Annotated in this window: 20 protein-coding genes; 7 read left to right on the forward strand and 13 right to left on the reverse strand. The window is 70.4% G+C overall.

Features of this window, described 5'->3' with window-relative positions:
• Positions 1–35: 35 nt before the first annotated feature.
• The 4 genes from B5557_RS06825 to B5557_RS06840 all read right to left on the reverse strand — a co-directional run bounded on the left by B5557_RS06825 (position 36) and on the right by B5557_RS06840 (position 4,113).
• On the reverse strand, positions 36–893 hold the full coding sequence (locus B5557_RS06825) for a class II aldolase/adducin family protein (RefSeq protein WP_231976282.1): 858 nt from the start codon (positions 891–893) through the stop codon (positions 36–38).
• Between the two features lie 65 nt (positions 894–958).
• Positions 959–2,494, reverse strand: coding sequence for an FAD/NAD(P)-binding protein (locus B5557_RS06830; RefSeq protein ID WP_159424339.1), 1,536 nt, complete (start codon positions 2,492–2,494; stop codon positions 959–961).
• A gap of 32 nt (positions 2,495–2,526) precedes the next feature.
• On the reverse strand, positions 2,527–3,063 hold the full coding sequence (locus tag B5557_RS06835) for a flavin reductase family protein (RefSeq protein ID WP_331716828.1): 537 nt from the start codon (positions 3,061–3,063) through the stop codon (positions 2,527–2,529).
• A gap of 306 nt (positions 3,064–3,369) precedes the next feature.
• Positions 3,370–4,113 (reverse strand): ScbR family autoregulator-binding transcription factor, encoded by a 744-nt coding sequence (locus tag B5557_RS06840; protein WP_079664632.1) that lies wholly within the window; start codon positions 4,111–4,113, stop codon positions 3,370–3,372.
• A gap of 108 nt (positions 4,114–4,221) precedes the next feature.
• Here B5557_RS06840 and B5557_RS06845 point away from each other — a divergent pair, with 108 nt between their 5' ends.
• Positions 4,222–5,157 (forward strand): ScbA/BarX family gamma-butyrolactone biosynthesis protein, encoded by a 936-nt coding sequence (locus B5557_RS06845; RefSeq protein WP_079658276.1) that lies wholly within the window; start codon positions 4,222–4,224, stop codon positions 5,155–5,157.
• Positions 5,154–6,143 (forward strand): NAD-dependent epimerase/dehydratase family protein, encoded by a 990-nt coding sequence (locus B5557_RS06850; protein WP_079658277.1) that lies wholly within the window; start codon positions 5,154–5,156, stop codon positions 6,141–6,143. Before B5557_RS06845 ends, B5557_RS06850 begins: the two co-directional genes overlap by 4 nt.
• A gap of 4 nt (positions 6,144–6,147) precedes the next feature.
• On the opposite strand, the gene B5557_RS06855 is transcribed toward B5557_RS06850, so the two are convergent.
• From B5557_RS06855 to B5557_RS06865, 3 genes are all read right to left on the reverse strand, one after another.
• On the reverse strand, positions 6,148–7,395 hold the full coding sequence (locus B5557_RS06855) for a cytochrome P450 family protein (RefSeq protein WP_079658278.1): 1,248 nt from the start codon (positions 7,393–7,395) through the stop codon (positions 6,148–6,150).
• 174 nt (positions 7,396–7,569) lie between these two features.
• Complete coding sequence (locus B5557_RS06860) at positions 7,570–9,048, reverse strand: MFS transporter (protein WP_079658279.1); 1,479 nt, start codon at positions 9,046–9,048, stop codon at positions 7,570–7,572.
• Positions 9,049–9,158: 110 nt separating this feature from the next.
• Complete coding sequence (locus tag B5557_RS06865) at positions 9,159–10,370, reverse strand: acyl-CoA dehydrogenase family protein (protein WP_231976284.1); 1,212 nt, start codon at positions 10,368–10,370, stop codon at positions 9,159–9,161.
• Between the two features lie 250 nt (positions 10,371–10,620).
• On the opposite strand from B5557_RS06865, the gene B5557_RS06870 reads away from it, so the two are divergent.
• Entirely contained in the window at positions 10,621–11,169 is a 549-nt protein-coding gene (locus B5557_RS06870; protein WP_107472562.1) for a CGNR zinc finger domain-containing protein, read from the forward strand.
• Between the two features lie 74 nt (positions 11,170–11,243).
• Positions 11,244–12,158 (forward strand): alpha/beta fold hydrolase, encoded by a 915-nt coding sequence (locus B5557_RS06875; RefSeq protein WP_079658282.1) that lies wholly within the window; start codon positions 11,244–11,246, stop codon positions 12,156–12,158.
• Between the two features lie 83 nt (positions 12,159–12,241).
• On the opposite strand, the gene B5557_RS06880 is transcribed toward B5557_RS06875, so the two are convergent.
• Genes B5557_RS06880 through B5557_RS06890 form a run of 3 tightly spaced genes read right to left on the reverse strand, consistent with a single transcriptional unit; the run spans position 12,242 to position 15,681 of the window.
• Positions 12,242–13,921, reverse strand: coding sequence for an AMP-binding protein (locus tag B5557_RS06880; RefSeq protein WP_079658283.1), 1,680 nt, complete (start codon positions 13,919–13,921; stop codon positions 12,242–12,244).
• On the reverse strand, positions 13,918–14,670 hold the full coding sequence (locus B5557_RS06885) for a class I SAM-dependent methyltransferase (protein WP_079658284.1): 753 nt from the start codon (positions 14,668–14,670) through the stop codon (positions 13,918–13,920). Before B5557_RS06885 ends, B5557_RS06880 begins: the two co-directional genes overlap by 4 nt.
• 60 nt (positions 14,671–14,730) lie before the next feature.
• Complete coding sequence (locus B5557_RS06890; RefSeq protein ID WP_079658285.1) at positions 14,731–15,681, reverse strand: helix-turn-helix domain-containing protein; 951 nt, start codon at positions 15,679–15,681, stop codon at positions 14,731–14,733.
• A 439-nt stretch (positions 15,682–16,120) separates the two neighbouring features.
• Between B5557_RS06890 and B5557_RS06895 the strand changes: the two genes are divergently transcribed.
• Positions 16,121–17,044 (forward strand): pyridoxamine 5'-phosphate oxidase family protein, encoded by a 924-nt coding sequence (locus tag B5557_RS06895; RefSeq protein WP_197697290.1) that lies wholly within the window; start codon positions 16,121–16,123, stop codon positions 17,042–17,044.
• Between the two features lie 46 nt (positions 17,045–17,090).
• On the opposite strand, the gene B5557_RS06900 is transcribed toward B5557_RS06895, so the two are convergent.
• Positions 17,091–18,731 carry an ABC-F family ATP-binding cassette domain-containing protein gene (locus tag B5557_RS06900; protein ID WP_079658286.1) on the reverse strand — a complete coding sequence of 547 codons (1,641 nt, stop codon included), beginning with the start codon at positions 18,729–18,731 and terminating at the stop codon, positions 17,091–17,093.
• Between the two features lie 94 nt (positions 18,732–18,825).
• On the opposite strand from B5557_RS06900, the gene B5557_RS06905 reads away from it, so the two are divergent.
• Complete coding sequence (locus B5557_RS06905; protein ID WP_079664634.1) at positions 18,826–19,791, forward strand: FAD-dependent oxidoreductase; 966 nt, start codon at positions 18,826–18,828, stop codon at positions 19,789–19,791.
• Between the two features lie 13 nt (positions 19,792–19,804).
• Here the strand turns inward: B5557_RS06905 and B5557_RS06910 are convergent, their stop codons facing one another.
• Entirely contained in the window at positions 19,805–21,754 is a 1,950-nt protein-coding gene (locus B5557_RS06910; RefSeq protein WP_079658287.1) for a Xaa-Pro dipeptidyl-peptidase, read from the reverse strand.
• Positions 21,755–21,976: 222 nt separating this feature from the next.
• Between B5557_RS06910 and B5557_RS06915 the strand changes: the two genes are divergently transcribed.
• Positions 21,977–23,470: a M1 family metallopeptidase gene (locus B5557_RS06915; RefSeq protein WP_079658288.1), complete on the forward strand. Its 1,494-nt coding sequence runs from the start codon at positions 21,977–21,979 to the stop codon at positions 23,468–23,470.
• A gap of 26 nt (positions 23,471–23,496) precedes the next feature.
• On the opposite strand, the gene B5557_RS06920 is transcribed toward B5557_RS06915, so the two are convergent.
• Positions 23,497–24,417, reverse strand: coding sequence for an adenosine kinase (locus tag B5557_RS06920; RefSeq protein ID WP_079664635.1), 921 nt, complete (start codon positions 24,415–24,417; stop codon positions 23,497–23,499).
• Position 24,418: the final 1 nt, after the last annotated feature.

Raw genomic sequence — 24,418 nt, forward strand, 5'->3', positions numbered from 1 at the left:
GGGGCACGAGATCCGCCGGGGCGTCGGCCGGACGTTCACTCGTCGAGCAGATCGGGCTGCTCGGCGACGATCTCGTCCCAGAGCAGCTGGAAGCTGAACCAGCCGAGCTGGGCGTCGCCGAATCCGTCGCCCGCCGCCGTGGCCTGTTCATGGGTGAATGTCTTCGGGGTGCCGGCCGCGAGGGCGAGCAGCTGGACCTGGGCGCAGCTGTCGTAGGTGAAGAACCAGTGCACGGCTTCGTCCAGTGAGCCGCCCACGGTGATCAGGCCGTGGTGGCGCAGCAGAATGGCCCGGTTGTCCCCGAGCTGCTCCGCGATGTCGCGGCCCTGCTCCAGGGAGACGGAGGGTCCTTCGTAGGCTTCGTACAGGGTCTGCCGGCCGTAGAAGGCGGCCGATTCCTGGTCGATGGGCTCCAGCAGTCGGCCGAGCGCTCCGAGCGCGCGGGAGTGCGCCGTGTGGCCGTGAGCGGCCGCGGTCGCCCCGGGGTGGAGTTCGTGGATCTGGGAGTGGATGACGAAGGCGCTCGGGTTGACGCGGTGCTTTCCGTGGACGACGCGGCCTTCGGCGTCCACGCAGATCAGATCGGCGACGCGGACCTGCTTGAAGGAGACGCCGAAGGGATTGACCCAGAACTGGTCGGGATACTCCGGGTCCCGGACGGAGATGTGACCCGAAATCCCTTCTCCGAAGCCGTATTTGCCGAACAGCCGGAGGGCCGCGGCCAGGCGCTGCTTCCGGTGCCGCCTGGTCTCCTCCGGGGTGTCGAAGACCGGCTCTCCGGGAATCGGCAGACCGGTCGCGGTGTCCGCGAGGTATGCGGCACGGGTCCCGGTGGTCGGGTCGGTCGGGTCGGTCGTGTCGGTCGTCTCGGTCGGGGTGGTCATGGTGGTCATGGTGACTCCCTCTCTCTGGGCCGGTGTTGACCGGGAACGGGGGGGGACCGTCGGTAGGGGATGCGCTAGGCGGGCAGCAGGACGTCCGTCGGCCGGGCGGGGTTCGCGGCGCCCGCGTGCCGCAGGATGGCGGCGACGATGTCCTCACCGCGGTCCACCAGCGACGGGACTCCGAACGTGAAGAAGAGCGCGCCGGAGCCGATGTTGCCGAGTCCGTACAGGCGCGGGTCCTGGGTGCCGTCCGCGATGAGGCGGCTGGTCGCCCGGGCCAGGTTCAACCCGCCGTGGGGGTGGCGGACGGCCGCGTGACTGCGCGTCAGGGTGGTCACCAGCGGCAGCGCGCCGGTGGGGATCCGGCCCTCGGAAGCGTTGACCGCGTTGATCACCTTGTCCGCCGCCAGGGCCGTCCCGTCCGTGGTGATCGTCTCGAAGCCGCCGCCGGGGCGTGCCGTGACCTTCTGCAGGCCGCAACGGACGTCCAGTTGGCCGGCGTCGACGAGTTGCAGCATCAGGGACGCGCTGCTCGGCGGCATGGGGCAGCACAGGCTCATGACGGTCCGGTAGTGGGAGTGCAGGAGTTCGGCCCTGTCCTGTTCCCTGAGCAGCGGCCACACGTCGGGGCCGATGTCGGGCACCGCGCGCTGCAGGATGCGCAGGCCCAGGTCCGGGGAGCCCACGGCGGCGAACTGACGTCGCAGGCGGTCCACCGGCGCTTCCCGGTCGGCGTTCATGATCTCGGCGTACACCGCGTCGAGATCCGCGCCCGCGTCGCGCAGTTCGGCTTTCACGAGGTCCGCGAACTCCGCGAGGGCCAGCTCACTCCGTCGCCCGGCGAGGGACCGCATCCGCTCCTTCGTGAGATGGCGCGGCTCGAAGGCGGCCGGGCGCTGCCGGACCCCGGGCAGCAGCCCTCGCCGGGACAGCAGGCTGATCCGGCCCTGATGGCCCTGAGCGGCGAGGGCTAGAACGATGTCGACGGCCGTGAGGCCGCTGCCGATGACGGCCACGTCCTCCCGCGGGCCGATGTCCCGCAGGCGGTGCGACACGGGATACGGGTCCGCGATGAACCCCGGTGCACCGGTGAGTCCGTAGGCGTCCTTGGGGCTGTCACCGCCCACGCACAGTACGACGTAGTCGAAGGCGCCGGCGTGGCCGTTGCTCGTGCTCAGCAGCACCTGGTCGGCGGTCCGCCGGGCCCCGGTGACCGCGGCGCCGACGAGATCGACCCGCCAGCCCTGTCGGCGCAGCTCTCCCAGGGCCGTGTAGGCCGACTGCTCCAGATATTCGCCGTAGACGGTCCGCGGTGCGAAACGTGCCCCGGAATAGGGGTCGACGCTGTCGAAGTCCTCGACAATGCGCTCGCGAATCTCCAGCCAGCGTTCGAAGTGACCGAGGTCGCCCACGCGTACGGACATGTCGTCGGGCGGCGCATTCACCTTTATGGTCTCGACGTCGACTTGATAGGCGCGGCCTCGCCACAAATTCGGCGACGGCTCGAACACCGTGATGCTGCCCGGTCCGCCCTGTGCCTGGGCCAGTGCGTCGATGAGGCAGACCGCAGACGCACCACCTCCGACCACACCGATCGATATTCCAGACATATGCTCTCTCATCCGCAGCTCTTCCGGCCCGCTCATATCGCGTTCTGGTCCATACGGTGAAATTCCCCGTGCAGGAATATGAGTGAGGACCGGGAGTCGTTCACGCCGGCTCCGACGACCTCTCCGACGATCAGCAGGTGGTCGCCGGCCACCAGGTGGTCCCGGTACCGGCACTCCATCCAGGCCGCGGAGTCGAGGAGCAGGGCGCCGGTCTGCCGGCCCGGCTCGGCGGGCAGGCTGCCGAGGGCCTTCATCCGGTCCTCCGCGGGGCGGGCGAAGATCCGGGCCAGGTCTTCGGCGCCGCCGTCGAGGATGGAGAGCGCCCAGACCCGGGATTCCATCAGGTCGTCCAGAAAAGTGGAATCACGGCGAATGCTCAGCGAAACCAGGGGCGGGGTCAATGACACCGAGGTCAGCGAGTTGATCGTCAGAGCATTGTGCCGGCGGGTCGATTCCGCGTCGGAGAAAGTACTCACCACGCACACACCGGAGGCGAAATTGCGCATGACGGAACGCAGATCGTCCGTCACGGCAACCGGCGGATGATTCGCTGCTGACAGGTCACCCATGACTGGTCCTCTCCGGGGAATTTCAGATACGCACCGGTTCGATGCCGGAGACGTTACCGAGAGGCCGGGTCGCGGTTTTGCGGGGGCGCGCACAGGAATTAGCCCGTACACGCCTGCCTCGACGGGCCGTCGCCGATACGCAGACGGGCCGTCGCCGATACGCAAAAGAGCCGGCGGAGGCCCGCCGGCTGTCACCTCGAGCAGGCTCGCGGCTGCCGCACGGCGGGCAGCGGGGAGCGCCTCGGAAGGAAAATACCGCCTTGCACGTTCTGACCGGCGCTGGGGCTCGTGCCCCGGCGGGTCCCTCTACTCGGTGCCGGTACCGGTGCCTGAACCGGAGTCGGAGTCGGAGTCGGAGTCGGAGTCGGAGGTGCCGTCACCGTCGGCGGCCTCTGCGGCGGCCGCGGCCAGGGCCTCCGCCTCCGCCAGTACCCGGGCGCCGCGATCGGCGCTCAGGTCCAGTCGCGCGAGCACGGCGGGGACGGCGACGGTCGGCAGCAGCTGCATCAGGAGCACGGACAGCCGCTGCGCCATGTCCCTGCGGTCGGAGAGCACATGGGACAGCAGCTGGATCCCGGAGAAGGAGGCGACGAGGAGTTCGGCGGTCTCCTGCAGGTCGACGCTCCGGTACAGCTCTCCCTGCTCGCTCGCCTCGGTCAGACCTGCCAGATTGTGCTCGATCCAGGCCAGGAACGGTCGCCGACGGTCCAGTTGATGCGCCCCCCGTTCCAACGACAGGCTGACACTGCCCTGGAGCATCCGGTCGTGCATGAGGCGGTGCGCGAAGACGAACCCGGCGTCCACCAACTCCTGAAGCTTCAGCGGACGCCGGACGATGGGGTAGGTCCCCCGGTCCACCTGAACCTCGAGGATCGCCTCGGCCAGATCCTCCTTCGAGGAGAAGTGGAAGTAGAACGCCCCTTTGGTGAGCCCGGCCCGTGAGTAGACGTCGGAGATGGTCGCGCCGTCGTATCCCCGCTCGGCGAAGACCGCCCCCGCCGCCTCGAGGATCAGCTCCCGAGTCCTGATCGCACGTTCCTGCTGGGCCACGAGCACCATCCTCTACTGACTCAAACTTGATTGAAACCATACCGCTAAGGACGTATCTTTCCCCGAGGGGGGACAGGCCTCTCCATGCTCGTGTCATGAGGGGGAGCCATGAGCTGGACACCTGTGGCCTGCGGTCGGCAGGTCGTCGACGCGGTGGGCGGAGCCGGCACGATACCCAAGGAGCTGGTGCACAGACCCCGCGTCGACGACGTTCTGCTGACCGACTGGCAGCGCCTGGACGACGAGCGCTTCTCGGTGACGGCGAACTGGCCGCACACCCACGAGTTCTTCGTCCCCCTACAGGGCAAGCACGCCCCGGTGCTGATCGTCGAGACGCTGCGGCAGGCCGCGATCCTCCTGTGCCACACGGAGTTCGCCGTCCCGCTCGACCACCACTTCCTCATGCGAGACCTCCATTACCGGTCCCACCCCGAACACCTCGACGTGACGGACATGGCGACCGAGTTGCGGTTGGACGTCGTCTGCTGCGACATACGGCGTCGTGGCCTGCGGCTGACGGCCACCGACTGCCGGATGACCGTCCGGCACGGCGCCCGTACGGTGGCCACGGGCGGCGGCCGGCTCAGCATCTCCACCCCGCAGGCCTACCGGCGGCTCCGGGGCGCGTTCTCCCCGGCCGAGGCGGCGGCGCCGGTGATACCCGTGGCGCCGGCCCTGGTCGGCCGGACGGAGCCCGTGCACGTCGCGCTGGCACCCACCCGCGAACCCGGGCGCTGGCAACTGCGGGGCGACACCGGGAACGTCACCCTGTTCGGCCGGGCGGCCGACCACTATCCCGGCATGCTCCTGGTCGAGGCCGCGCACCAGGCCGCCACGGCCCTCCTTACGCCGGAGCCCTTCTATCCCGCGTCGTTCACCATCGACTTCCACCGTTACGCGGAATTCGCCACCCCCTGCTGGATCGAGGCGCACACCGTCCCCACCATGGTTCCCGGCGGCCGGTCGGTCCGGGTCACCGGCCGTCAGGACGGCCACCCCGTCTTCACCGCCTCCCTGACCGACGTGGGAAGGCAGTCGGCATGACCCGGCCGACCGTACTGATCACCGGAGGAGCGGGATTCATCGGCGCTCACGTGGTCCGCCGGCTCCTCACCGCCGAGGGCGCCGCGCCCGGTGCCCTCGTGCGACTGCTGGTCCATGACCGGGAGGTCATGGTGCCGGCCGGCGCGGCGGCGCAGACCGTCCACGGCGACCTGTGCGACGCGAGCTCCCTGCGAGGCGTCTGCGACGGGGTGGACACGCTCGTCCATCTCGCCGCACAGGTCGGCGCAGACCTGGAACGCTGCCGTGCCGTCAACGTCGAGGGCACTCGGGCGCTGCTCTCCGAAGCGGCCCGGGCCGGTGTCCGGCGGATCATCCACCTCAGCACGGCCGCGGTCTACGGCGACGGGCCCCACCGGGGCGAGACGGAGTCGCTGCTGCGGCCCGCCCCGGTGTCCCCCACCAGCATCACGCGGCTCGCCGCGGAGGAGAGCGTGCTCGCTGCGGGCGGCCTCGTCCTGCGGCCGCACATGGTCTACGGCGAGGGCGACACCTGGGTGGTGCCCTCGCTCGTGGCGATGCTGCACCTCGTCCCGCACTGGGTGGACGAGGGCCGCGCCCAGGTCTCGATGATCGCCGTCGACGATCTGGCCGACGCCGTCGCCCGCCTGGCCCGGCTCCGCGCCCTGCCTGCCGGCCGGGTCCTGCATGCGAACCACCCCGACCCGGTGCGGGTCCGGGACGTGGTCAGTACGGTGGCCGGAGCGTTGCGCCTGCCGCTCCCGCAGGGGAACGTCTCCCACGGCAGGGCGCTCGACCTGCTCGGCGCCCGGGACGACCCCGCCAGGGCGCGGCGGTTGTCGCTGCTCGCGGTCGACCACTGGTACGAGAGTTCGGCCCTGTGGAAGCTGGTCGACGCCGACCCGGGTCCGGGTTTCCCGGAGCGCTTCGCGTCGTACGCCGCCTGGTACCGGGCCGCCATGGCCGCCCGGTCCGGGCCGGAGCCGGCCGGGCGGCCGGCCGGCTGAGCCGTCAGACGGCAGCGGTCTCGCGGTCCAGGAGGACCAGCAGTTCCCGGTGGCCGTTGGAGATGAACGACTCCTGCGCCTCGGCCGGCGTGCCGGGTCGGGCGAGAGCCAGCGCCGGAAAGCGCTCGAACAGGGAGCGAAGGGCGATCGACACCTCCAGCCGGGCCAGCGGCGCGCCCAGGCAGTAGTGGACGCCGTGACCGAAGGAGACGTGGTCGCGGCGGCCGGGCCTGGTGATGTCGAAGCGGTCCGCGGTGTCGCCGTGCCGTGCGGGGTCACGGCCCGCCCCGGCATAGGAAATCATGATCGCGTCGCCCTTGGGGATCACCACGTCGCCGAGGTCCAGGTCCTCGACGGCGTAGCGCAGGATCGAGTGGGCGCCGGGGGCTTCGTAGCGCAGCGTCTCCTCGATGACGTCGTCCCAGCCTGCGTCCCCCTGCTGTACGAGGCGGAGCTGTTCGGGGTGGCGCAGCAGGGCGTGCACGGCGTGGTCGAGCAGATTGACGGTGGTCTCGTATCCGGCTGTGAACAGCAGGATGAGGTTGTCCGCCAGTTCCTTCTCGGTGAGACTCGCGCCGTCCTCGTCCCGCACGGCGATCAGGTCGCAGGTGAGGTCGTCCCCCGGGTTCTCGCGCTTGTACGCGAGGACGTCCGACAGGGTGGCGTACAGGGCATGGCCGTTGGCCTGCGCCTCCTGTGCGGACGCGGACGTACGGAAGAAGCCCTTGATGATCCCGTGCAGTTCGGAGCGGTACTCGTCGGGAATGCCGAACAGCTCGCACATCACCTGGTTGGGCAGCGGATGCGCGAACTTCTCGCGCAGGTCCAGCGGTCGGCCCGGCGGCTCGGCGGCCAGGGCGTCGAGGAGTTCGTCGGTGATCTGCTGGATACGCGGGCGCAGTGCGGCGACCCGGCGTTGTGTGAAGGCCGTGGCCACCGGCTTGCGCAGGCGGGTGTGGTCGGCGCCGTAGGCCGTCACCATGTTCTGGACGGACACCCAGATGGCCAGGGGCCAGTCCTGGGGTATCTCGCCGTTGATCCAGGAAGGCCAGTGCTGGTAGGCATCCTTGGAGACGCGCGGATCCAGGAGAAGACTGCGGATCAGGTCGTAGTCCGTGACCGACCAGGCCACCACCCCGCCCGGGAGTTCCACCTGCACCGCGCGTCCCAGGCTGCGTATCCGGGCGATCTCACCATGGATGTCGCGCCCGCCGGCGTCCATTACGAAGGGGCACAGCCCACTACGGTCCATCGGTCATCTCCAGGTCTCACCGGGGCGGTCCCATCCGCCCGGGAAAGTGAACTCTGCCGGATTCGATCACTGCCTGCTGAGGGTTTTCGATTCCGCGAGGAGGGCCGGAATTCCACCCCGTTCTTCGCGAAGGGGTGGGGCGGAACTCCGGCCCGTCCGACGGCGGGCGTGCGCCTACTGGATCGCCGCCGCGCTTTCCGGCCGGCGTCGCGCCGAGGCACGCAGCGCCGCGCCGAGCGTGAGGAGGGTGGTGAGGACGGAGATGGCGGTGACGACGTAGAGACCGGAGTGGTAGCCGTCCAGTGTGGCGGTCGTGTCCTTCGCGCCTTCCTCGACCGACATCGTGGCGGTCACGATGGCGAGGACGATCGCCGCGCCCACCTGGTAGCCCGTCTGCAGCACGCCGGCCGCCAGCCCCTGCTCGGAGTCGTCGACGCCCGTGGTCGCCTGGACGTTCGCGGCGGGGAAGGAGAAGGGGAACGCCACGCCGATGAGCAGGATGCTCGGCAGGATCACCCACAGGTACGAGGACGTCTCGTCGATCCGTAGGAAGAGCAGGTACGAAGCGGTGTAGGCGACGAAGCCGGCGAAGATCATCCACTGGACGCCGAACCGCGAGATCAGCTTCCCGGCCCGGGGCGCGATGGTCATGATGAGCAGACCGATGGGCAGGAAGGCCAGGGCCATCTGCATCGGCGACCAGTCGCGCAGGGTCTGCAGGTAGAGGCCGCCGATGAACTGGAAACTCATGTAGGTGCCGAGGATCGCCGCGGCGACCAGGCTGGCCCCCACCAGGGCACGGTTGCGCAGCAGGCCCAGACGCAGCAGGGGCTGGGCGGCCCGGCGTTCGACGGCCACGAAGACGGCGAGGAGGACCACCGAGGCGGCGAACGTTCCCAGCGTGCGCGGGGAGGCCCAGCCCGCGTCGGGCGCCTCGACGATGCTGTAGACGAGGAGCAGCATCGCCGCGGTGACGGTGACGGCGCCCGTGACGTCGAACGTGCTCCCGCTCCGGTCGGTGCTGGGGTCGCGCGGCACCAGTGCGAGCGCCCCGCCGAACGCGATGAGGGCCACGACCACGGGGAGCAGGAAGGTCCAGCGCCAGCTGATCTCGGTGAGCGCGCCGCCGACGATGACGCCGGTGGAGTAGCCGACCGCGCCGCAGGCGGTGTAGATGCCGACGGCGCGGTTGCGCTGCGGGCCTTCGGCGAAGTTGGTGATGATGATGGACAGGCTGGCCGGGGCGGTGAACGCGGCCCCGATGCCCATGATGAACCGGGCGACGATCACGACGAGACCGTCATTGGTCACCCCGCCGACGAGCGATCCGACGGCGAAGACGGCGACGCCCATCAGGAACATGCGGCGCCGGCCCAGCATGTCCGCCATGCGTCCGCCGAGCAGCAGGAAACCGCCGAATCCCAGGACGTAGGAACTCACGACCCACTGCACGGACTGGGTGCTCATGCCGAGGTCGGACTGGATCGGCGGAACCGCTATGCCGACCATGATGTTGTCGAGGGCGTCCAGGAAGAATGCCGCACAGACGCTGACGAGCAGGCCCCACTCGCGGAATCCCCAGGGCCTGGTTCCGTCCGGTTTTCCTCCGCCTGTGCCTACTGCGTCGACTTCTACTTCGCTGGAAGTTGCCATGAACTGTCCTCATCTAGTCAATTGCCGGTCATTTTGCGTCCGATGCCGGCGGTGCGGCCGGTGAGCGGGACGTTCGCCCCGCCGCACCGACCGCCGTCACCGTGTCCGGGTTATCCCTTGAGCCCGAGGGGGAAGGGCGCCTGCGGGGTGCCGCCGAGGAGATGGGCTCCCGCCGACTGCACGATCTGCTCCTGGGCGAGAATGTGCTGGCACATGGTGTGGAGGTCGCGCAGCCAGCGGTCCAGCGGAGAGCTCTGGTAGATGGAGGCCGTTCCGACGAGGTCGGAGAGCCGCGAGACGACCGAGCGGGCCGTGCGGAACGCGTTGACGCGGGCCAGCGCCGAGGAGACCTGCTGGTCGCGCGTCGGCTGCACACCCTCCTCCAGCCGGCTCCACAGCTCGTTCAGCGTGCCGTAGACCGCGTAGCGGGCCGCGGAGAGTTCCATCTCGGCCTGGCCGATGGCCGTCTGCACGCGGTAACTGTCCGACCAGGGGGTGCCCGTGGCCCGCTCGACCCGGTCGGCCGCCAGCTCGCGTACATGATCCAGTGCCGCGCGGGCGACGCCCAGCGGCACCCCGGGCACATTGCCCAGGAAGGCGTCGGGGGCGGACAGCGGCCCGGATCCCCGCGGATTCGTGAAGTCGAACGAGCGCTCTTCGGGAACGAAGAGGTCGGTGGCCTGGTAGTCCATGCTGCCGCTGCCGGCCAGACCGTGGGTGTGCCAGGTGTCCACCGTCTCGAATTCCTCGCGACGGGCCAGCATCAGCCGCCAGTTCACCGGCGCGCCGTCCGGACCCGGCTCCGGCTCGCCGTCGGAGTGGACGACGCAGCCGCCGACGACCCAGTCGGCGTGGGTGACACCGCTGCCGAACGGCCAGCGGCCGTTGACCCGGTAGCCACCGGGAACCCGGTCGGCACGACCGACCGGGAAGATCAGACCGGCGGTGATCGCGTCCGGGTTGGCGAGCATCTCCTTGAGCACCAGGTCGTCCAGGTAGCCCGCGTAGATCCAGGTGTCCATGCCGATCATGGCGCACCAGCCGGCGGCGGAGTCACCGTAGGAGAGCGCCTCGATCACTTCGGTCTGCTGCGCGAAGGTGAGTTCCGGGCCGCCCCATTCCTTCGGCATTCCGATGCGGAAGACGCCCGTGTCGCGCACCAGCCGGACGACGTCCTCCGGAAGGCGCCGGGTGCGTGCAATTTCCTCGGAGCGCTCGCGCAGCAGCGGGGCCGCGGCCCGCGCCCGCGCCAGGATCTCCTGCGCGGAGACAGGGGCCTGCTCGCCGCCCATGGCCGGACTCGGAGTCTCGGTAACAGTCATGGAAACCCTCCTGTGCCTGCGTGCTCGTCTGACGTCGGGGCGCGTCGAGGGGCCGTCGGCCGATCTCGCGCCGTCCTCACGCTATGGACGGTGGCCTCTCGCTTCTCGTGTGAACGCGCACGCGATTTGGTACGTCCGCACACACCGATCCGACTAACCAACGAAAGGGACTTTACAGGTTAGGAATCTCCCCTTGCAACCAGTCACGTATGCTTGAGGGGTTAGAACGGTTCGGATGGAGGATGGTGCGATGACCGAGACCGACCCGCGTCCGTTCGTCGGCGAGCCCCTGGCTCTCGACCTGCTGAACACCCGTTGGAAGGAGCACGGTCACGACGAAGACCTGCTCGACTCGCCCAGCGGCCTGCACGTCTGGCTGGCCGGCCATGGCCTGGCCGACCGTTTCCCCGCTGACACCGCGTCCCTGAGGGCGGTTCTCCTCGCCCGCGAGGCGCTGTCGGCCGCCGTCACCGCGCCGGGCTCCGCGGGCGCGGCCCGGCAGGTCGACGACGTCCTGGCGCACGGCCGTATCAGGCCCACCCTGACCGCCGAAGGGCCCGGCGAGGCGACCGAGTTCGAGGATCCGGCCTGGGGCGCGGCGTGGACCGCGGCCCGCGACTACCTGCGTCTGCTCACCACGGCTGCGGACCGGATCCGCCTGTGCGATCAGCCGGACTGCATCCGGTACTTCTTCGACACCTCCCGCAACGGCGGCCGCCGCTGGTGCTCCATGGCACTGTGCGGCAACCGCGCCAAGGCAGCCCGGCATTACGCGCGGACCCGCCACACCGAAGTCTGAACGGGCGGACGGCACCTGTACGACGTGCACGAGGGACGCCGGCGCACGACCGCCGGTCACAGCGAAGGGGTTCCATGGATCCGCATATCCGTCATCGCACCGTCGGCGTGCGCGGGCTCGACGTCTTCTACCGCGAGGCCGGTTCCCCCGACTCACCGGTCCTGCTCCTGCTGCACGGCTTTCCGGCGAGCTCCCGGTCGTTCCGCGACCTCATGAGCCGCCTGGCCGGGAGTTACCGGGTGATCGCTCCCGACCACATCGGCTTCGGTCACTCCGCCCGGCCGGCCGCCGAGGACTTCGACTACACCTTCGCCAACCTGGCCACGATCACGAGCGACTTCACGCAGCGGCTGGGGCTGTCGCGCTTCGCCCTCCACGTCCACGACTACGGTGCGCCGATCGGCTGGCGGCTGGCCATGGCCCACCCCGAGCGGGTCACCGCGATCGTCACGCAGAACGGCAACGCCTACCTGGAGGGCCTGCGTCCGCAGTTCTGGGCCCCGGTCCACGCCTACCTCGCCGACCCGAACCCGACGACCGAGGCCCCCCTGCGCCAGGCCCTGAGCCCGGAGGGGATCCGGTGGCAGTACACCCACGGGGTGTCCGACGAGACTCTGCTGGACCCGGACGCCTGGCATCTCGACTCGGCCGCGCTGCGGCACCCCGGCAGCATCGCGATCCAGCTCCGGCTCATCCGTGACTACGCCTCGAACCTGGAGGCGTATCCGCTCTTCCAGGAGTACTTCCGCAGCAGCCGGGTTCCGTTGCTCGCCGTCTGGGGAGCGCACGACGAGATCTTCGGCCCCGAGGGCGCCCGGGCCTTCCGGCGCGACCTGCCCGACGCAGAAGTGCATCTGCTGCCCACCGGGCACTTCCCCCTGGAGACGCACTGCGCGGAGACGGCCGAGCTGGTCAGGGAGTTCCTGGGCCGCAAGCTCCCGGCGGCCGTCCCCGCCGCGGCCCAACCCGGTCGGTGGGGCGGCCACTGAACCAGCCCCGGGAACAGGCCGGTGGCGCCAGGGGGACCTCCCCCGGCGCCACCGCCCGCATGTCGCCCCTTCTCAGGCTCCGGTCAGGAGCGCTGTGCCAGGGCGTCGGCCCGCTCCGCACCCCTTGAGGCCTCGAACCGCTCCCGCAGCTGGGCCCTGCGCAGCTTGCCGATGCCGGTCTTGGGGACGTCCTCCTTGGTGACCGCCACGACATGTGCCAGGTCGACGTCGAACGCGTCCGCCACCCGGCCGCGGACCAGCCGTTCCGCCTCGCAGACGTCCACGCCGTCGCGCGGGTGGAAGAAGACCGCGAGTTCTTCGCGCTCCGCGTCCTCCCCGCTCACCAGGCAGGCCACGGTGTACGACGGCACGACGACGTCGAGCTCCTCCACCCGGGCCTCGATCTCGTGGCCGTGGTACGTGACGTCGTCGAACTGGATGACGTCGTCCGCCCGGCCGGTCACCGTGAGGATGCCGTTCTGGATGTAGGCGAGATCACCGGACTTGAACCAGCCGTCGGCGGTGAACGACTGCCGGTTCTGCTCGGCGTTGCGGTAGTAACCCGCAGTCACGGAGGCGCCGGTGACCTGGAGTCTGCCGGTGACGCCGACGGGGACGAGCCCGTTGCGCTCGTCGACCACCCGCAGGCGGGTGCCCGGTTGCGGCCGCCCCACGGGCACATAGCGCTCGTCCCCCGCGTTGGCGACGGAGAACTCGCAGTCGGCCACTCCGGCGGAGGTCTCCGACATGCCCCAGCCCGGGTACATGGCGTCCGACGGAAGCCCGAAGGGGGCGAGCAGTTCCAGGAACCGACGGACCACTCCGCTGCGGACGGCCTCGCCGCCGTTCATGATGTAGCGCAGGCAACCCAGGTCCCAGGACTGCTCCTTGAGCCGGTCCGCCTGATCGTTGATGAGCCCGAAGGCGAAGTTGGGCGCCCAGGTGGTGTCCGAACGGTGCCGGTCCATCGAGGCGATCCAGCGCAGCGGATCGTCGAGCACCCACGCGAAACGGGCGTGCACCTGGTGGCAGCCCAGGTAGACGTCACGGGCATGGAACATGACCAGACCGCCCACATGGTCCAGCGGCATCCAGTTGAAGGTGCGGGTCCGGCTGCTCAGCCCGTTCACCTGGACGGTGGCCGCCGTCCGGCTCAGCACGTTGCGATGGCTGAGCACCACCGCCTTGGGCACACCGGTGCTGCCCGAGGTGAGCAGCCGCACGGCCGGGTCGTCCGGATCGGCCTGATGCCATGTCATATCCGGTGTGTGCGAGAGCAGTTCGGGCGTTGTTCCCAGCCATGCGCCGCCCCACCCGGGATCGGCGGTGACCTCGGGCGACAGCTCCTGACCGGCGCCGGTGATCACCCTCGGCCTGCCGTAGCCGTGCCAGACCCGCCGCAGCAGCTCGGGAGCGGCCGCGCGCTGGTCGGCGGTGGCGCCGGCGTTGACGGGCATGGGGACGAACCCGCCCAGGACGCACGCCCAGAAGGCGGCCAGCAGTTCCGGGTCGTCACCCACCTGGAGAATGATCGTTTCACCGGGGAGTACGCCCGCGGCGCGGATGCCGGCGAGCATGCGTGCGGCCCGGTCCAGCAGGCGCATGTACGTGCTCGCGGTTTCGCTGCCGTCCGGCCGGATGAACCGGATGCGTTCCTCGGCGTCTCCGTCGTGCGCCGCGCGGACGAGCGCCTCACCGAGGTGGGCCACGTTCGGCTCGACGGCGGGGCCGCCGTCGAGGAACGAGATGTCGGGGGTCGTCATTTGGAGCTCTCCCCCGCCGCGGTCGCCACGATCACCAGCGGGCCGCGTCCGTGGCCGGGCGCCGGCTCCTTCCGGAAACCGCCGTACTCGGCGGTTATCTTCAGTCCGACGTCGGCCAACAGCTCTCGCACCTCCGGCCCGGTGAGGACGGCCTGGTCGAAGAAGTTGTCGTACATGGCCACCCGGCCGTCCGGCTCACGGACGAGAAGGGTCTCCTCGTTCCGCCAGCTCGCCGCGTGCGGGTTGATCGACTGGCGGGCGAGCCGGGTGATGAGCACCCCGTCACCGCGGTGGTGGGCCACCGTGTGCTGCTGGTAGCTCTCCACGAAGTTCAGCAGGTGACCGAATTCCAGGACGACATGGCCGCCGGGCCGCAGCAGGTCCCGCAGCTTTTGAAGAACCGGCCGCAGCTCGGCTCGCGGCAGGTAGTTCAGCGTCATGAAGAGGCTGTAGACGAGATCGAACCGGTCCCCGGAGGCGAAGGCCTCGGCCCTGTCGTGCACGTACTCGACGCCCTCGCCGCCGGCGTTGCGCGCATACTCGATGAAACGTGCACTCTGGTCCACTCCCAGGCAGGAGAAGCCCCGGGCACCGAGCTCGCGAAGGTTGGTGCCCGTTCCGCAGCCGAGATCGAGCACGCGGGCGCCCGCCGGTGCGAGGGAGGCGAGGAACTCCGTTTCGGCGGCGAGGTCCCGAAAGCCCCTGCGCATGATCTCGTAGTACTCTCCGGGAAACTCAAAACTGGTCAAGGCATTACCTTTCCATGACTGTTGTCAACGGTCCGGACCATGGAACACGCGCACCGTGCGTCAATTGCTGAGAGCCGCCTCGCGCATTTTCCTGAATTCCCGGGGCGTGACGCCGTACCGGTCCCGGAAGAGGCGGCTGAAGTGGGAAGCCCCGTAAAACCCGGAGCGTTCGCCGATCACCGCGATGGAGAGGTGATCGAACCTGGGATCGGCCAGCTCGGACCGGCACCGAGCAAGCCTTTCGTCCCGGATCCAGCGCGCGGGACTGGTTTTGTGCTCGTGGAATATCTTCTGCAGATAGCGAAGCGAGACGTTGTGCCGCTGGGCCACCGTCGACGGGCTGAGCTCGGGGTCGGCCAGCCGCTCGCGGATGAACGCCTGGATGCTCAGCATCAGGGTCGGTCTGGCCACACTGGTTTCCTCGGCCATCGAGCGCAGCTGCTCGGCGAACAGTGCGGCGGCCAGGCCCGCCACACTGCCGCCCAGGAGTTCGATCCCCGTGTCGACCTGCTCGCCGTGCTGTTCAAGGCCGACGAGCAGGTCGGACATCAACGCCCCGAGACCGTGCGATCCGTGCCACGCCCTCGCCGTGAGTGTCCCGGTGTCCTTGGCGGTGAGCCCCATCAGACGATGCGGCAGCACCAGGATCACCATACGGAACCGCTCCGGCATGATGATCTTGTAAGGCCGTGAACTGTCATAGCAGACGAGCTGTGCCCCACGGGCCGACGCATGTCGTCCGTCCTGGAACACCAGCACCTCGCCGGCCAGCGGGCGACATAGGCTCAAATACCCGTCCAGACCCGGTTCGAGCAGTCTGCTGGGCCGGATCATTTCCCGCGGACCGCCCTCCACGAAATGCGCCCGCACTTCACCGAACCGTTTCGTCGCTCTGGTCCCTCGAGGCTCTTCGTCATGCCCGCGAACAATTTGTACGCAGCCATGGGACTGCGTGTCCGCATCGACATGGACACCGGTCCGAGCCGAACTCCGAACACCGACATGCGCCATCGACTAACCCCCGTCTGTCGAGCAGGAATCAGGGGGGTGCTTCGTCGCCTCACCGCAGCCGCGCCGTTGCGGCCGCCGCACCCCGATGGGCTGGTGTCACCCCTGCATCCGTCCCGCCGCGAGCCATTGGAACATACCCTGTTGCTGGTTTTCTACAGCGACCAGTAGTTTCTCGATCAACCACATGGCCCTCTGTGACCTCACGAGTACAGTCCGCACCCGGCCCTGTCTGCGCCGATGCGGCACACCGCGGCCACACCGAGCCGCCGGGCGCTCGACGAACTGGACGCGTCCCCTCCATGCGCGGTGCGCGATTCGACAACCAGAGGCCTCGCGCCCTCACTAGCGTCTCGATCACCGGCCGGGACCGAGGGCAGCGGGCAGGGGGCAGCGGGCAGGGTCGGGGTCGGGGAGAACCGCGGAACACAAGGAGACCAGCGTGACCAAGCCGCTCCAGCACCAGGGTGAACAGGCCGTACAGAGAAGGGCGGGCGAGGGCCACTCGGGGTGGGGCTCACCCATGTTCGACGATGTGATCCAGCCTCCGTTCGCCCACTTCCTGAGGCAGCAACGGCTGCTCCTGCTCGGCGCGGCCGACTCCGAGGGCGCCGTATGGGCCTCCGCCGTCACAGGAGGCGTCGGCTTCGCCGACACCGTCGACCGGCACCACCTCAGGGTCGCCGCCGTGCCGGTGACCGGCGACCCCCTCGACCGCGCCTTCGACACCGAGCGCGCCGTCGGGATGCTCGCGATCGAACCGCGCACCGTGCGCCGCATCAGGCTGAACGGCGTGGCGCAACGGCGAGAGGGCGCTCTCCATGTCCGCGCCGAGCAGGTCCTCGGCAACTGCCCCAAGTACATTCAGCAGCGGGTCCCGCTGGAGGACGCCACGGAGCCCGGACAGCCCAGGGCCGAGGTCCGCGCGGATCTCACCGAGCGTCAGCGGCAGTGGATCTCACAGGCGGACACCTTCTTCATCGCCAGCCACTCCCCCGATCACGGGGCCGACGCCTCGCATCGCGGTGGCGAGCCGGGCTTCGTGACCGTCCACGGTGCCCGCCGGCTCTCCTGGCCGGACTACGTCGGGAACTCCTTCTACATGACGTTGGGAAACCTTCATCTCAACCCGTCCTGCGGGCTGCTCTTCCTGGACTGGGAGCAGGGCCACACGCTCCAGCTGACCGGCCGGGCCCGGCTCGACTGGGATCCGCAGCGCAGCGCGGCGCTGCCCGGCGCGTTGAAGCTCGTCGAGTTCGACGTCGAGCGCGTGGTCGAGATCCGCCGGGCGACGGCCCTCCGCTGGGCCCTGGCCGCAGCGTCCCCGTTCAATCCTCCGCTCCCCACCCCGCGGGACGGCCGGTGAGCAGCGGTTGCCGACGGCGTGGGAAGCGGGCGGGCTCGGGCAGCGGCTACCGCTCCGTCACCTTGCCGTCCGCCACCTCCAGCCGACGCGTCACCTGGACCGCGTCCAGCATGCGCCGGTCGTGGGTGACCAGGAGCAGTGTGCCCTCGTAGACGTCGAGGGCCGACTCCAGCTGCTCGATGGCCGGGAGGTCGAGGTGGTTCGTCGGCTCGTCGAGGACGAGGAGGTTGACGCCCCTGCCCTGGAGCAGCGCGAGGGCGGCGCGGGTGCGCTCCCCGGGTGACAGAGTGCCCGCCGCCCGCATCACGTGGTCCGACTTCAGGCCGAACTTGGCCAGCAGGGTGCGCACCTCGACCGGTTCGGTGTCGGGAACGGCCGCGCGGAACGTGTCGAGCAGCGGCTCGGAGCCGTGGAACAGCTGCCGCGCCTGGTCGACCTCGCCGACCAGGACGCCCGAGCCGAGAGCCGCGTGGCCCGCGTCCAGTGGGACGCGCCCGAGGAGCGCGCCCAGCAGCGTCGACTTGCCCGCGCCGTTGGCGCCGGTCACCGCGACCCGGTCGGCCCAGTCGATCTGCAGGGACACCGGCCCGAGGCGGAAGTCGCCGTGCCGTACCTCGGCCTCGCGCAGGGTGGCGACCACCGCGCCGGAGCGCGGTGCGGCCGCGATCTCCATGCGCAGCTCCCACTCCTTGCGCGGCTCCTCGACGACGTCCAGGCGTTCGATCATGCGCTGGGTCTGCCGGGCCTTCGCGGCCTGCTTCTCGCTGGCCTCGCTGCGGAACTTGCGGCCGATCTTGTCGTTGTCGTTGCCCGCCTTGCGGCGCGCGTTCTTCACGCCCTTGTCCATCCAGGAGCGCTGGGTCTGCGCGCGGTCGTGGAGCGCAGCCTTCTTGTCGGCGTACTCCTCGTAGTCCTCGCGGGCGTGCCGGCGGGCCACGTCCCGTTCCTCCAGGTAGGCGTCGTAGCCGCCGCCGTAGAGGTTGATCTGCTGCTGGGCGAGGTCGAGTTCGAGGACCTTGGTGACCGTGCGGGTGAGGAACTCGCGGTCGTGGCTGACGACGACGGTTCCGGCGCGCAGTCCGGTCACGAAGCGTTCGAGGCGCTCCAGGCCGTCGAGGTCCAGGTCGTTCGTCGGCTCGTCGAGGAGGAAGACGTCGTAGCGCGAGAGGAGGAGGGAGGCGAGGCCCGCGCGGGCGGCCTGCCCGCCGGACAGGGACGTCATCAGCTGGTCGAGGCCGACGCCGAGGCCCAGCGAGTCGGCGACCTCCTCGGCGCGCTCGTCGAGGTCGGCGCCGCCCAGGTCGAGCCAGCGCTCAAGGCTCGTGGCGTAGGCGTCGTCGGCGCCGGGCGCCCCGTCGACCAGGGCCTGGGTGGCCTCGTCCATCGTGCGCTGTGCCTCGGCGACGCCGGTGCGGCGGGCGAGGAACTCCCGCACGCTCTCACCGGCGCGGCGCTCCGGTTCCTGGGGCAGATGGCCGACGGTCGCGGTCGGCGGGGAGAGCCTGAGTTGGCCCTGTTCGGGCGCGGTGAGGCCGGCGAGCAGCCTCAGCAGGGTGGACTTGCCCGCGCCGTTGGCGCCGACCAGCCCGATCACGTCCCCGGGGGCGACGACGAGGTCGAGCCCGGAGAAGAGGGAGCGGTCGCCGTGCCCGGCGGCGAGGTTCTTGGCGACGAGAGTGGCAGTCATCAGGTCGTAGATCCTAGTGGTCGTCCGCGGACGACGTCGCACCCCTTCTCCGGCGATCTCGCCGACCGTCGGCACGGTCGGTTACCGTCCGGGCATGGACACTCGGGTGAACGGCGATGCGATCGTGGTCGGCGGCGGGGTCATCGGTCTGTCGACGGCCGTCGTACTCGCCGAGCGCGGGCTGCGGGTGCGGGTCTGGACGCGCGACCCGGTCGAGCGGACCACCTCCGCCGTCGCCGGTGCGCTGTGGTGGCCGTACCACATCGAACCGAAGGTGTCGGCGCGGGCCTGGGCGCTGCGTTCCCTGGAAATCTACGAGGGCCTCGCCGAGCGGCCCGAGGAGACCGGCGTCCGCCTGGTCGACGGCGTGCTGGGGGAGCAGGAGCCGGCCCGCGTCGAGGCCTGGGTGGCCGGTCGGCTGACCGGGCTGCGCCCGACCACGGCACGCGAGTACGGCGCCGGGCCGGGCGTGCGGGTGCGACTGCCGCTGATCGACATGTCGATGTATCTGCCGTGGCTGCGGGAGCGGCTGCTGCGGGCGGGCGGCAGGGTCGAGGAGCGCACGGTGACCGACCTGGCGCAGGCCGAGGCACCCGTCGTGGTCAACTGCGCGGGGCTGGCCGCCCGGGAACTGGCCGCGGACCCGTCGGTGCGGCCGGTGCGGGGGCAGCTCGTCGTCGTGGAGAACCCCGGCGTCGACACCTGGCTCGTCACCACGGCCCCGGACGGCGCGCTGGCCTACCTCCTCCCGCAGCCCGGGCGGCTGCTGCTGGGCGGCACGGCCGAGGACGACGCGTGGTCGCTGGAGCCGGACCCGAAGGTGGCAGAGGCGATCGTCCGGCGCTGTGCGGCGCTGCGGCCGGAGGTCGCCGGGGCGCGGATCCTCGGGCACCGGGTGGGGCTGCGGCCGGTTCGGCACGCGGTACGGCTGGAGCGGGCGGAGCTGCCGGACGGGCGGCCGGTGGTGCACCACTACGGGCACGGCGGGGCGGGTGTGACCGTGGCGTGGGGATGCGCGCAGGAGGCGGCCGAACTGGTGCTCTCGGCCGCCTCCTCCTGACCGGTCTCCGGGCCTACGGGATCCGCTGGGCGTTGCGCGGGGTCCTTACGCCGTCCAGGGCACCGGCGTCGGGCGTGACCGCTGTGGCCGCCGCCGCGGACGTGGCTCGGGCGAAGGCGTCGGCACCTCCTACGAACGGGACCCGCGCCGAGGTGCGGGACAGGTCCAGGGTGAGGGTCGGAGTGTCGGCGGGCGGGTCGATGAGGTCCTTGTCGGTGCCCGCGACGATCAGCGCCAGTCGGTGACCGGCCGGGACGACATGGTCGGTGGCGGCCAGGTCGAGGGTGATCGTGTAGGCCTTGCCCGGGGTGAGCGGGACGCCCTTGCCGGGGTTCGCGGAGGTGCCGAGGTCGGCCCAGCCGCGGCTGACGACCGTGTAGTCGACGTCGGCCGTGTTCGCCCTGGTCTGCTTGAAGCAGGCGCTGTCGCCCGCTGTGCTCGCACCCCAGCAGGTGCGGTCGGTGAGGGTGGTGATGCCCTCGCCGCTCGCCGCGTAGTCACGGATCGTGTCGGGGCCGAGGTCGACGAGGACGGCCGTGAGGTGGGCGGTCGCGGTCGTCGGCGTGGCGGTGACGGTGACCTTCGAGGAGCCGGACAACCGCAGGTCGCGGGTGAGGGGACCGGTGCTGAAGCCGGCCTTGTCGGGGGTCGGGGTGTCGATCCGTGCGGCCCAGTCGGTCTCGCTCAGCCGCGGGTCGTCGGTGAAGGCCGCGATGCCGGTGCCCTTGCGCAGCCCGAGCGTGCCGACGCCGGGCCGGGCCGCGGTGGCCGGGTGCAGGGTCGCGGTCCGGGTGCCGCGCGGCGGCCAGACGGCGGAGGTGACCCACTGGTCGGGGTGGCGCTCGATGTCGGCCATGGGCTCGCGGTCGACGCCGTTGTCGTAGCCGAGGAGTTCGTGGTCGAACCAGCGGTGAAGGGTGTCCACCCAGGCGGAGCGGCGGAAGTCGAACGGGTCGACATGGCCGGTCTGGGAGAGCCAGATCTTGCGCTCGACGCCGTTCTTCGCGAGGGCGTCCCACCACTGGCCGAAGTGCTTGGTGCGGACGTTGAGGTCCTGCATGCCATGGACGAGGAAGACGCTCGCCTTCACCTTGCGCGCGTCCTTGACGTAGTCGCGTTCGGTCCACAGCGATGTCCAGTCGCCGGTGCGCGGAGCCCCGTCGACGATCTTCTGCTGGACCGCGGCGCACTTGGCCCGGGCGTCGGGGCTGTCGACGTAGTTCGAGAGCCAGTCGGGGCCCGAGTCGTAGAGCGGGGCGCCCTGGGCGAAGTAGTAGTCGTACCAGGAGGATATGGCGCTGATCGGGACGATGGTCTTGAGGCCTCGCACGCCGGTGGCGGCGACGCCGTTGGCTATGGTGCCGTCCCAGCTCTTGCCGATCATGCCGGTTCTGCCGTTGGTCCAGCCCGCCTGGGCGGTCGTGGCGCCGGTGCGGGTGGTGTAGGCCTTGGCCCGCCCGTTCAGCCAGTCGACGACGGCCTTCGCGGACTGGATGTCGGAGCGCCCGCCGACGTCCACGCAGCCGTCGGAGCGGTTGGTGCCGGCGAGGTCGACGCCGACGAAGGCGTAGCCGCGCGGCACGAAGTAGTTGTCGTAGAACAGCGGCATCTGGACGACGTTGCCGGCCGTGTCGTACGTCTTGAGCTGGCTCTCGTTGCCGCGGCCGCAGCAGGAGTAGTAGGGGCTGGCGTCCATGATGACGGGCACCTTGCGCCCCTGCGCGGCGAGTTCGCGGGGGCGGACGATGTCGACGGCGACGCGGTCCGTCCTTCCGTCGCCGTCGCCGTCGAGTCCGGTGTCGACCCAGACGGCCTCGCGGATGGCGTGCTCGTAGGAGTAGACGGGCCTGCTCTCGCGCGGGGCGCCCTGGGCGGTGGCCGGGGTCAGGAAGGCGGCCACCAGAAGGGTGATGGCGGCAGTGGCGAGCGGTCTCCAGACCGTGAAGCGCATGCGTGTCGACATGCGCCGGACGGTACCCCGGTCAACTCCTGTGCAGAAGAGGGCAGATGGGGAGACGGGCGGGCTCCGACGGTGGGTCGCCGATGGCCGAAACACGCGGGTGAAGGCGGGCGCTGATGACGGCCGAATGGCGATCGTGTGACAGGGGTGGCGGTGGACACCTTCTGGGCACAGGGACTGAATAGGCTTCGAACAGCCTTTATACCCCCACGACTTGGAGCTTTCGTGCACCGCAGACTCATCGCGCCGGGCGCACTCGCTGCCGCGTCCGTACTGCTGGCGATCCCGGCATCAGCCGCGGGCTACTCCCCCGGCGCGTCGGGCATCGGCGACCCGTACTACCCGGCCTACGGCAACGGCGGATACGACGTCTCGCACTACGACCTGCGGCTGACGTACCAGCCGGCGACGGACGAGCTGCAGGGCACGGCGACGATTCTCGCAAAGACCACGCAGGACCTGTCGAGCTTCGACCTGGACTTCCTGCTGGACGTCCAGGAGGTCCGGGTCAACGGCGCCGCGGCCGCCTTCACCACCTCCGGCGAGCACGAGTTGGTGGTCACGCCGAAGCAGCCACTGGCCAAGGGCACGTCGGCCACGGTCGTCGTCCGCTACCGCGGGGTGCCGTCGACGAAGAGCGCGTACGGCTTCTCCACCTGGCACCGCACGCCCGACGGCGCGGTCGCCGCGGACGAGCCCGAGTCGGCGTGGTGGTGGTTCCCGAGCAACGACCATCCGCTCGACAAGGCGACCTACGACGTGTCGGTGGCCGTGCCGGACGGCACCCAGGCCATCTCCAACGGCACGCTCCAGTCGACGACTTCACGCCTCGGCTGGACCCGCTACAACTGGCGCCAGAACAAGCCGCAGGCGACCTATCTGGCCACGCTGGCGCTGGGGAGGTTCGACGTCACGACGAGCACGTCCGAGGGCGGCGTGCCGGTGATCAACGCCTACAGCAAGGACCTCGGGGACAACGACGGGGCGGCACGGGCGAGCGTGGAGCGCACCGGTGAGATCGTCGACTGGCTGAGCGGCTACTTCGGGCCGTACCCGTTCAGCACGGCCGGCGGGTACGTCCCCAACACCACCACCTCGTTCGCGCTGGAGACGCAGAGCCGCGTCTACTACAGCCCCAAGCAGTTCGCGAACGGCTCCAACACGTCCGTGGTGGTGCACGAGTTGGCGCACCAGTGGTACGGGGACTCGGTGTCCCTCAAGGGCTGGAAGGACATCTGGCTCAACGAGGGCTTCGCCCGGTACGCGCAGTGGATGTGGTCCGAGCACGAGGGCGAGGGCACGGCGCAGGAACTCGCGGACTACGTGTACGCCTCGCACCCGGCCGACGACGCGTTCTGGACGGTGAAGCCGGGCGACCCGGGCGCGGCGAACCAGTTCGACATCGCCGTGTACGACCGGGGCGCGCTGGCCGTGCAGGCGCTGCGCAACGAGGTCGGCGACGACGCGTTCTTCGCGATCCTGAAGGGCTGGCCGCAAAAGTACGCGTACGGCAACGCGACGATCGCCGACTTCCAGGCGTACGCCGAGCAGGTCTCCGGCAAGCGGCTGGGCGCGCTGCTGGACACCTGGCTCCTCCAGCCGACGAAGCCGGCGGCGCCCGCGGCGCGGACCGCGTCGATCGCGAAGTCGCCGGCCACGCCCGTGCGGCCGAAGTCCTGGAAGAAGATCGCGGCGACGAACTCCGTGCACGAGAACTGAGCGCGCGGGGCGCCCACCGGCCCGCGCTACCGGGGGACCGCCGCCAGGAGCTCGTCACGCGAGACGGCGGCACTTCCGGTGGCCGGGACGGTGCACGCGTACGCGCCGGCCGTCACACCGAACCGGGCGCATCTCAGGGGCGGTTCGCCGCTGAGGCGGCCGTAGAGGAACGCGGACGCGAAGGCGTCTCCCGCGCCGTTGGAGTCGACCACCGGCGCGGGAGGGGCGACGGCCGGTATATGGGTCAGCTCGCCCTCGGACAGCAGGTACGCGCCCTCGGCGCCGGCGGTGACGACGACCGCCTCGGCGCGGCCCCGTGCGGCGATCCGTCGCATCGTGGCCGCGGGGTCGGTGAGGGCGGCGGCCGAGAGGAAGACCACGTCCGCGGCGAAGGCGAAGGCCTCGTGGTACGGGTTCTCGCCGTCCCAGTTGTGCAGGTCGGTGGAGATGCGGGCGCCCGCCGCGCGCAGGAGCGGCAGGGCGTCGGCGCAGCCGGAGGTGATCGCCACATGCACGTGCCGGCTCGCCGTGGCCAGCGCCCGCAGAGTGTCCTGCGGGAAGCGGTCCTCCGGTCGCCCGCGGCTGGTGTCGTACAGCGACAGCCGTCGCCCGTCCGGGCTCACCAGGTTGACCGCGCGCTTGGTGCCGGCCGGCTGCGGGACGGCGGTCAGGGCGATGCCGTGCTTGTCGTGCAGGGCGCGGACCAGGTCGCCCTCCGGATCGTCGCCCAGGAAGTCGAGGTGGTGGGTGCGCAGGCCGAGCGCGGCGAGGCCCAGCGCGACGAAGTCGCCGGTCTGTCCGGCGCGGGTGCGGATCCCGCTGTCGATCATGTAGCTGTCGGCGTACGGGAGCGGCAGCTCCGGTACGTGGACGATGGTGTCCACCCCCGCCCCACCCAGGACCAGGACGTCGATGTCCCTGTCCTCGCCCTCCCTGTCGGCGCCCATC

The sequence above is a fragment of the Streptomyces sp. 3214.6 genome (assembly GCF_900129855.1).
GTDB classification, from domain to species: domain Bacteria; phylum Actinomycetota; class Actinomycetes; order Streptomycetales; family Streptomycetaceae; genus Streptomyces; species Streptomyces soliscabiei.